The organism is Vibrio sp., assembly GCF_047973365.1.
Lineage (GTDB): Bacteria > Pseudomonadota > Gammaproteobacteria > Enterobacterales > Vibrionaceae > Vibrio.
Genome location: NZ_JBKEBW010000141.1, coordinates 1 through 8,965 on the forward strand (window position 1 = coordinate 1; position 8,965 = coordinate 8,965).

An 8,965-nucleotide genomic window follows, 5' to 3' on the forward strand; every position below is an offset into this window, starting at 1 on the left:
ACAGCTTGGATATAAGCCGCCGTTTAGATTTATCCGAATGAGTAGTTGGAGAAATGCGCAAAGTCCTCTAGCCAGTTATGCGATGCCAAACCAATGGTTCAACGAACTGGGGTTGGTAAATCTTGAGCAAGTAGGAACAGGGTATGTGTTTAGCAATTATGCTGAATGGAAGTATGCATGAGCCGTATACGAGGTCCGTACGTACGGTTCTGTGAGAGGGATGAGGCGGTAACGCCTCACCCTACTCGATTTGCTAATGTAAAATGAAACAAGAAGAGATAAGCTAGTGCATCACAGGAATAAGGTCTGATAGCGGTAAGGAAAGCGAATGACACCAGCAATTCAGTTAGCGAAGAAAAACAAAGTCCCTCACACCATCCATCAATATCAACATGATCCGAATAATGCCAGTTATGGTTTAGAAGCGGCAGAAGCATTAGGTCAGGATCCGAAAACCGTGTTTAAAACACTACTGTTTTGTGTCAACGGTGAAGAGAAGAACCTTGCTGTAGCCATTATTCCTGTAGACCAAAAGCTGAATCTCAAATTGGCCGCTAAAGCAGCAAAAGCCAAAAAAGCCGATATGGCTAACCCAGAGATCGCGCAGAAGACAACTGGATATGTGGTTGGCGGAATCAGTCCTTTAGGGCAAAAGAAAGCGCTACCGACTTTCATTCATCACAGTGCAACTGAGTTGGCAAACATGTGTGTCAGTGCTGGGAAGAGAGGTTTGGAGATAGAACTTGCACCGCAAGATTTAGCGGCGTTAACGCGGGCGCAGTTTGTCGATTTGTGCCTTGAAGCATAGTCATTAGAAATAAAAACGGCCTCTATTGAGGCCGTTTTACTCGAGATGATTGATTCTCTATTAAGAATTTTGTGTTTCTTCTTCCATTTGAGCATTATCCACAACGTGGTTTTCGCCTAAATCTTTTGGTAGCAGAAGGTTAAGTAGGATAGCAACGATACCACATAAGCTCACGCCTTGTAGGCTGAAATCACCCACGCCAAACGCCATACCACCGATACCAAATACTAACGTTACCGCCACGATCACTAGGTTACGTGATTTGTGCAGGTCAACATGGTTTTTGATTAGCGTGTTTAGACCTACGGTCGCGATAGAACCGAACAGAAGGATCATGATGCCGCCCATTACAGGTACAGGGATTGTTTGTAATAGCGCGCCAAGTTTACCAACCAGAGCAAGTACGATAGCGGTAATTGCAGCCCAGGTCATGATTACCGGGTTGAATGCTTTTGTCAGCATGACAGCGCCAGTTACTTCTGAATAAGTGGTGTTTGGTGGCGCACCTAGGAAAGCCGCTAGCATAGTTGCCGCTCCGTCACCTGCAATCGTGCGGTGTAGACCGGGCTTCTTAATATAGTCTTTACCTGTTACGTTCGAAATTGCCAACATGTCACCAACGTGCTCAACCGCAGGCGCAATCGCTACAGGAATCATAAATAGAATGGCGTTGATGTTGAACTCCGGGAAAGTGAAGTTCGGCATGGCTAGCCAAGATGCTTCACGGACAGGCGTGAAGTCTACAACGCCAAAGAGTAGCGACAGAGCGTAACCGGCGATGATGCCACATACGATAGGGATTAACTTGAAGTAACCCTTAGCAAATACACTTGCGATGATAGTCACAATCAGTGATACACAAGAAATCCAAAGTGAAGCGTCGCCATCGACCAGTTGGAAAGCTCCATCACCACTTTTGCCTAATGCCATGTTCACTGCTGCTGGTGCAAGGCCAAGACCGATCACCATGATTACAGGGCCAACGACAACAGGTGGCAGAATTCTGTGGATGAACTCTACGCCGCGTACTTTGATAAAGCTTCCAAGCACAATATAAACTGCACCTGCCGCGACTAAGCCACCCATAGTTGCAGGGATACCCCATGTTTGAACACCAAACATAATAGGAGCAATAAAAGCAAAAGAAGAAGCGAGGAAGATAGGAACAGAACGACGGGTAATAAGTTGGAACAGTAATGTGCCGGCACCAGCACCGAATAATGCAACGTTAGGGTCGAGTCCCGTCAGGAGAGGAACTAGCACTAACGCCCCAAATGCAACGAATAGCATCTGAGTGCCTAGAATGGCATTTTTCATGGTATTTTCCCTGTAGCTAAACAAAATTCGCGGGATTCTATCACTTTTGCAAACGATTGCCATTTAAACTAGATCAATTTTTGTTATTTTTTGTTAGTGACAAAGGTGAGCTTAAGTAAAAGTTTGGCAACTTTCACTCACAGCTGCGAGTGCTCACCTTGCCCGATAAACGATAGTTGCTTATCATCAACTTTCAGACATTTATGACGTAGGAACACTATGCGCTATTTAGTTTTTTTGCTGATGGGATTAACGTCACTGCCAGCTTTTGCTCTCACTTCGGTGAATCTGTACAAAACAGAGGTTGTTATTGACCAAACACAAAATGATGCAGATGCCAAGGCACGCGCACTGGGTATGCAAAATGTTATTGTTCGTGCGACGGGCGATAAAGATGCCGCAAACAATGAAGTGATTCAAAAGGCACTAAGCAAATATAATCAATATCTAAACCAGTTTAGTTATGGTCAGACAAACGATGTATCTACGATTTCAATGCAGTTCAGCGCGCCGCAAATACGTTCGCTGATCACTCAAGCTCAATTGCCATTCTGGTCTGAAAACCGCGCTAACCTTCTCGTTTGGCTGGTGGAAGAGACCCCATACGAACGTGTGATCAGTTGGGAGCATTCTGACTCTAAGATTCTAAAACAGTTAAAAGCTGAATCATTAGTACGAGGTTTGCCTATCACAGTTCCGGTTGGTGATTTCGATGACATCACGGGTGTTGAAATTTCTGATCTATGGGGTGGTTTTATTAAACCAATCAGTTTGGCTAGTGACCGTTATCCAACCGAAGCTGTATTAGTCGTGAAAGCACAAGGTGAGGATTTACGTTGGACATTGTACGACCAAAATGCTTACGACATGTTGCAATCACAAAAAGCACCGATGACAGGTAGAGCATCTGGCTCTAACTCAGCTGCAGACATGGTTGATCAAATTAGTGACTACTACGCGAATAAAAATTCAGTGTTGATTGGTTCAGAATCGTCGCAAACAGTTTTAGCTGCCTTCGATTCAATCAAAAATGCTGACGACTTCTTCTCATTGGAGAAGCGTTTAAAAGCATTAAGCTCAGTGGCTTCGCTGGATATTCTTAAAATTCAAGGTCAAGAGGTCATTTTTAATGTCCATTTGTTAGCGACCGAAGACGATTTTGAACAAGAAGTGCTGCGTATTGCTCAAGTTCAGAAGGCTGCAGAGCAAGACGTTTCGCAATATTTATCTGTTGAACCGTCAGTTGAAGATGGAAGCTCAGTTCAAGAGTCACAAGATCCAGCGTTTGGAACTACTGAGCCTGCGCTTGTGAACCCTGTTGATAGCAACGAGCCTACTCAACAAGGTGATGTATCGGTGGTTACAGAGTCTGTTCCAATGGAGAAAACTTTGCGTTTTACTTGGTTAGGTTAAGCGGTCCAACTAAGTACAGAAAGGCAAAATAGACGCAAAAATAGCAGAAAGCCCCTGTTGTGATGAGCAACAGGGTCTTTCTTTTGGCTCTTTAATACCAGTCTGGAAAACTTTCTGATCAGTGAATGGGTGTCGATAAGCAAACCCTCCGAGCCATGGATGGCTCGGCGGAGCCCCATGGAAGGACATTCTTATAAAAAATAAAGGCGTGTTTGTGTTCGACACTCATTCGCTGTTCCACCGATGTTCAATCTGATCATATTTTTACCTAGAGCGGTAAAGTCTTTGCTACTCTTGGTTGAATCGTTGTTTCTCTTGTTTTTCAACCACTGACAGCTTAGTCAGTTTCAATCCTAACTCTTTACCACGATGTCTTGCATAGAGAACGTTCCCCAAAAATGCTGAGCAAGTGAATAGCAGTTCTATTGCTGCAAGCCAGCGTTCGCCATCATCGACATACAAAATGGTGAAAGCGTGCAGGAAATACAGCATCAGAATAAAGTTTGCCCAAGCATGGGTATAGGGTTTGCCTGATAGTATTCCTGGTAGAGGTAACAAGAGTGGAATTAACCATCCAACCGTTAATGCCATTGAGTTAAGATGCGGATGAGGCGATAGTTGTAGTTGCCATAACGCTATCCAAACAATCAAAGCGATATTACTGCTAAGGGCTAACCAACGGAGTTGTTTGGTTTTTGAGGTCATTTCAACACTCATTCAATTTCCTTTAATGAGAGATGTTTTTTAGCTGTTGGGCTATTTTGGCAAGACGTTTTCCGAGTTGACGTGCGAGTTCACTTTCGTCTTCAGAGAGTTTTCCGTTCATTTGCGAAACATGGCTGGCTCCATAGGGCGTGCCACCTGTTTCCGATGTATGCAATTTAGGCTCGGAGTAGGGGATTCCCATGACAACCATGCCATGATGAAGCAAAGGCAACATCATGGTTTGTTGCGTACTCTCTTGACCGCCATGCAAGGTGGATGAAGAGGTAAACACACAAGCGGGTTTATCTATCAAATCGCCGTTTAGCCACAAAGGTGTGGTTTGGTCCCAAAAGTGTTTCAAAGGTGCGGCCATGTTGCCAAACCATGCAGGGCTACCCAAAGCCAAACCGTCGCAGTGCTTTAGCTCCTCCAAAGTGATATGCGGATCTTCAGCATTGGTTTCATTGCCGTTGATCTCTGCAACTGTTCTCAGAATCGCTTCACAATCTGGAATACTGTTAACACCCCGAGCAATCTGCCTTGCTAAAGATTGAGTGCTACCGTGTCGGCTGTAATAAAGTACAACCACATTGGTCATCATAAGATTTCTAGAACCTGTTCTGGAGGACGACCTAAGCGAGCTTTACCATTAGCAACGACGATAGGACGTTCAATCAGCTTCGGATTCTCGACCATAGCAGCGAACAGCTGGTCGTCGGAAACGCTGGCATCACTTAAAGCAAGTTCCTTGTAAATATCTTCTTTGGTGCGCATCATGTCACGCACTGATGCCACGCCTAATTGCGTGTAAAGTGTTTTCAACAGTTCAACACTGAGTGGCGCTTCAAGATATTTGACGACTTTGGGCTGAACACTGTTTTGTTCCAATAAAGCCAGTGTTTCACGACTTTTTGAGCATTTAGGGTTGTGATAAATCACCACAGACATAGTTTCTCCTTACTTTCTCTTGTTATTATTCAAGCGATAAGAATCGCTCTCTTTGTACCATTAATTGATCGATACGAGCATCATATCGTGCTTGCTCTAAACTGCCGAGTTTGGCGAGCTGGCTGGCTTGAGTGTAGAGCTGAATGGCTTTACTCCAGTTGGCTTGTAACGCCAATATCTCGCCTTGTGCTGCGAGATCTTCTGTTTGATTACCATTGCGATTGTTGGCTTCAGAAAGCAAATGCCAGCCATTAGTATCATTCGGATTATCATGGGTATAGCGCTGAAGTACACGAATAGATTCGCTAAATTTCTGCTGCTTTAACAGCACGTTGGCGTAATTGACCATCAATACCGCATTGTTAGGGGTTTGTTTTAACGTATTCTCTAGCAGATTTTGCGCATCGCTATTACGCTCAGTTTCCAGGTAAAGATCGGTCATAGCATCAAGATAAAAACGATTATTGGCGTCGTCTTTTAATAGCTTTTTGAGTATAGGTTCAGCTCTGTCATACTGTTTTGAATCGAGATAAACCAAGGCTTTGCCATATTCAAAAGAGACATCAAGCGCTGGTATGGTGGTTTTCTTTTGTGTTCTGGTAAACCAATCTAACGCGGCGTCACTTTCAATACCTGCGTAACGTGCCACAATTCGCGCCCGTGCTAGGTGATAATTAAGATCGGGTGGCAGATTGACCGTTGGGTAGTGTTGTGCTCGTTCACGGCTATCCGTAATGCGGTCTTCCGGCAGCGGGTGAGTTAACAGCATGGGCGGTGGGGTGCTCGCATAGCGATATTCATCCGCTAAGCGGCCAAAGAACCGTGGCATTGCCCTTACATCAAACCCTGCTTTTGCCAAAGTAGAAATACCGAAACGGTCTGCTTCTTTTTCATTACTACGTGTGTAGTTTATTTGACTTTGCATATTGCCGGCAGTGGTTGCTGTCATTGCTGCAATACCGGCTTCCGGTGCTGCAATCGCGAGTAATAGTGAGCCTGCTAAAGCTGCCATTGTCGCTGGGGTGCGTTTCGCCTGATCTTCCATGCTGCGCGCAAGATGTCGCTGTGTTACGTGGGCAATTTCGTGTGAAATAACGGATGCTAATTCACTTTCGGATTGAGCATGGAGAAATAGACCTGAATGAAGTGCGACATAACCGCCGAAAAAAGCAAATGCGTTGATATTACGGTCACGAATCATAAAAAAAGTAAATGGTGTTTTTACGTCGTCCGCGTTAGCAACTAATTTGTGACCAAGTGTGTCAATGTATTCATTAATGACAGGGTCATTAACTATGGGTTTGCTGCTTCGCAACATACGCATATAGGCGTCACCATAGATCAACTCCTGGTCTATGGTCAGAGTGGAACCTGCGACGGTACCGATGTCAGGAAGCTCTATATTATTGGCATAAGACAGCGAAGGTGCGCATAAGGCCGTTGATATACATAGGCAAACGAATGAACGCGTACGTTTTAACATCATGTTATTTCTTGATACTCCAATATCATTTTCCATTAGGACATTGTCAGCTTGATTTGGTTTCCTTCGCTCAATTTTGAATAGAGAGTAGAATGGGTCTTCAACTACTGGTATATCCAAGATTGTTATGAATAAATTTCTCATGTTTTGCGACGCTATAACTTCAGACATTAAGAGTGGCGCATAGTGGAAAAGCCGATACAATGTCTATCCCCTTCCTACTTGAAGCAGCAGCGCTTTATGTTTTTGTATGGGGGCTACATTCGTTCAACCCAATCGCGCATGGTAATCTGTGGTCATGGGGATTCGCTCACTTGCCGCCTACCTGCAACTTCAAGTGGTTTGGGTATACCATATATTAAGGATTGAGCCGAAGAATGGAACCGAATATTCTCGATTTACGTCAACAGCGATGTCCCATGGCGCTATTACTTGCTAAACGTCACATTGCCCAGCTCAATGCTGGTGACTCAGCCAACATATTGATCTGTGGTTCCAGTTCGTTTAAGGATATAAAAAGCTTTTTGCTAAAGCACAATTATTTATGCAATAGCATCAAATGTGATGGTTATTACTCACTCACAGTAGTAAAGGAGACATTGTTACATGTTCGAAATGGTTAATCGTTGGTATCAGCGACGTTTCTCTGACCCGCATGCCGTAAGTTTGGTCGCCATTCTTTTCTTTGGTTTTATCATCATTTACTTTTTCGGACACTTAATAGCGCCTCTGCTGGTGGCTATTGTTTTGGCTTATCTGCTGGAATGGCCGGTTGCTCAGCTTTGTCGTTGGAAAATACCACGAACCCTGGCCGTTATTCTCGTCATTTTGCTGTTCGTTGGTATTATGTTACTGGCGTTTTTCGGCTTGGTTCCGACCATTTGGCAACAGGTGACCAATTTGGTCGCGGATATTCCGAAAATGTACAATGGGTTGCAAAAGCTCATTGCGATCTTACCAGAACGTTATCCTGAGTTAGCTAATTTGCAAATCGTTGAATCGCTCATGGATAACGCTAAAAACAAAGCGATTGGTATGGGTGAATCTTTGGTAAAAGGTTCATTGGCGTCTTTAGTCAGCCTTGCTACGTTGGCGGTTTACCTCATTCTTGTGCCACTTTTGGTGTTTTTCTTACTCAAAGATAAGCGTGAAATGCTAAAAATAGCGAGCGGTATTATGCCGCGTAACCGTAATCTGGCGAATAAAGTGTGGGCGGAAATGAACCAACAAATTTCTAACTACATCCGCGGTAAAGTGTTAGAGATTATCATCGTTGGCACGGTGAGCTATGTCACGTTTGCGATTTTAGATTTACGTTATTCGGTGTTGCTCTCAGTGGCTGTTGGCTTTTCTGTTTTAATTCCATACATAGGTGCAGCCGCGGTTACCGTACCTATTGCCATTGTTGGCTTATTCCAGTGGGAACTGACCTCACAATTTTATTATCTGCTCATCGCTTACGGCATCATTCAGGCGCTTGATGGTAACGTATTAGTGCCAATTCTGTTTTCTGAAGCGGTAAATCTTCATCCGGTTGCCATCATAGTTGCGGTATTGGTGTTTGGTGGTTTGTGGGGATTTTGGGGTGTCTTTTTCGCGATACCATTAGCGACACTGGTTAAAGCAGTGTGGAATGCTCTTCCAAGTAATGAAGAAACTCCCTTAGCACCATCTGAATGAATGATATAAATAGTATAAATAGCTCGCTCAATAATAAAAGTAGCTAATTGTTAGTGCTATTAAGCTCAAAAGTTAATGCTTTTGGGCTTTTTTGTTGATATTGATGGCAAAGAGTTTCTCATCGGCTTAACTTATGTGCCAACTGAACATTGGTATGTTGGCTCGCTAATCGATAATGAAAAAGCGTTCTCAGCGGTGACTAAGTTAAGAAACAGCGCCATTATTTACACCATTATTGGTGTAGTACTCAGCATTATCATTTTAACTATGCTGATTAACATGTTGATGCGACCACTGAATACGCTTAACCATGCGATTAAAGATGTGGCATCAGGTCAAGGGGATCTAACCAAGCGCTTAAATACTGACACGTGAAGTGACCCCCAATAGTTGGACAACCAATTATTGGGGGTCTTTTATTTATGTCCAAATACAGTCGCGAGTTAAAGTTCAAAGTAGCTAAAAAGTATCTTGATGGCTCCACTCCTCGAGAGCTCGCTGAAAAATATTCTGTCCCAACAAAACATGTTCGTTATTGGGCTCATGTTTTCACTATGCATGGTTCAAATTCATTTTTAATTGATGGCCATTCTCTTAGTGCGGAAGCTAAG

At 43.8% G+C, this 8,965-nt stretch carries 9 protein-coding genes and 3 pseudogenes; 7 read left to right on the forward strand and 5 right to left on the reverse strand.

Features of this window, described 5'->3' with window-relative positions; all coding sequences use genetic code 11:
• Both ACK5MF_RS17140 and ybaK read left to right on the forward strand, forming a co-directional pair.
• Positions 1-181: pseudogene (locus ACK5MF_RS17140) on the forward strand (group II intron reverse transcriptase/maturase); the annotation flags it as partial.
• Positions 182-328: 147 nt separating this feature from the next.
• On the forward strand, positions 329-808 hold the full coding sequence (gene ybaK, locus ACK5MF_RS17145) for a Cys-tRNA(Pro) deacylase (RefSeq protein ID WP_416923766.1): 480 nt from the start codon (positions 329-331) through the stop codon (positions 806-808).
• A 60-nt stretch (positions 809-868) separates the two neighbouring features.
• Here ybaK and ACK5MF_RS17150 read toward each other — a convergent pair whose 3' ends face one another.
• On the reverse strand, positions 869-2,125 hold the full coding sequence (locus ACK5MF_RS17150) for a uracil-xanthine permease family protein (protein WP_416923767.1): 1,257 nt from the start codon (positions 2,123-2,125) through the stop codon (positions 869-871).
• A 219-nt stretch (positions 2,126-2,344) separates the two neighbouring features.
• On the opposite strand from ACK5MF_RS17150, the gene ACK5MF_RS17155 reads away from it, so the two are divergent.
• Positions 2,345-3,538, forward strand: coding sequence for a DUF2066 domain-containing protein (locus tag ACK5MF_RS17155; RefSeq protein ID WP_416923768.1), 1,194 nt, complete (start codon positions 2,345-2,347; stop codon positions 3,536-3,538).
• Positions 3,539-3,826: 288 nt separating this feature from the next.
• Here the strand turns inward: ACK5MF_RS17155 and ACK5MF_RS17160 are convergent, their stop codons facing one another.
• From ACK5MF_RS17160 to ACK5MF_RS17175, 4 genes are read right to left on the reverse strand one after another with little or no spacing between them, the layout of a single operon-like run.
• Entirely contained in the window at positions 3,827-4,255 is a 429-nt protein-coding gene (locus ACK5MF_RS17160) for a DUF2069 domain-containing protein (RefSeq protein ID WP_416923769.1), read from the reverse strand.
• Between the two features lie 10 nt (positions 4,256-4,265).
• On the reverse strand, positions 4,266-4,841 hold the full coding sequence (wrbA, locus tag ACK5MF_RS17165; protein ID WP_416923773.1) for an NAD(P)H:quinone oxidoreductase: 576 nt from the start codon (positions 4,839-4,841) through the stop codon (positions 4,266-4,268).
• Entirely contained in the window at positions 4,841-5,191 is a 351-nt protein-coding gene (arsC, locus tag ACK5MF_RS17170; RefSeq protein ID WP_416923770.1) for an arsenate reductase (glutaredoxin), read from the reverse strand. The genes wrbA and arsC overlap by 1 nt, the downstream gene beginning before the upstream one ends.
• A gap of 25 nt (positions 5,192-5,216) precedes the next feature.
• The gene (locus ACK5MF_RS17175) at positions 5,217-6,674 is read right to left on the reverse strand and encodes a M48 family metalloprotease (RefSeq protein ID WP_416923774.1); all 1,458 of its coding nucleotides are present in this window, start codon (positions 6,672-6,674) and stop codon (positions 5,217-5,219) included.
• Between the two features lie 377 nt (positions 6,675-7,051).
• On the opposite strand from ACK5MF_RS17175, the gene ACK5MF_RS17180 reads away from it, so the two are divergent.
• The 4 genes and pseudogenes from ACK5MF_RS17180 to ACK5MF_RS17195 all read left to right on the forward strand — a co-directional run.
• Positions 7,052-7,297: a sulfurtransferase TusA family protein gene (locus tag ACK5MF_RS17180; RefSeq protein WP_416923771.1), complete on the forward strand. Its 246-nt coding sequence runs from the start codon at positions 7,052-7,054 to the stop codon at positions 7,295-7,297.
• The gene (locus ACK5MF_RS17185; protein WP_416923772.1) at positions 7,281-8,354 is read left to right on the forward strand and encodes an AI-2E family transporter; all 1,074 of its coding nucleotides are present in this window, start codon (positions 7,281-7,283) and stop codon (positions 8,352-8,354) included. The genes ACK5MF_RS17180 and ACK5MF_RS17185 overlap by 17 nt, the downstream gene beginning before the upstream one ends.
• 93 nt (positions 8,355-8,447) lie before the next feature.
• Positions 8,448-8,726 (forward strand): annotated as a pseudogene (locus ACK5MF_RS17190) (chemotaxis protein); the annotation flags it as partial.
• Positions 8,727-8,776: 50 nt separating this feature from the next.
• Positions 8,777-8,965 (forward strand): annotated as a pseudogene (locus ACK5MF_RS17195) (helix-turn-helix domain-containing protein); the annotation flags it as partial.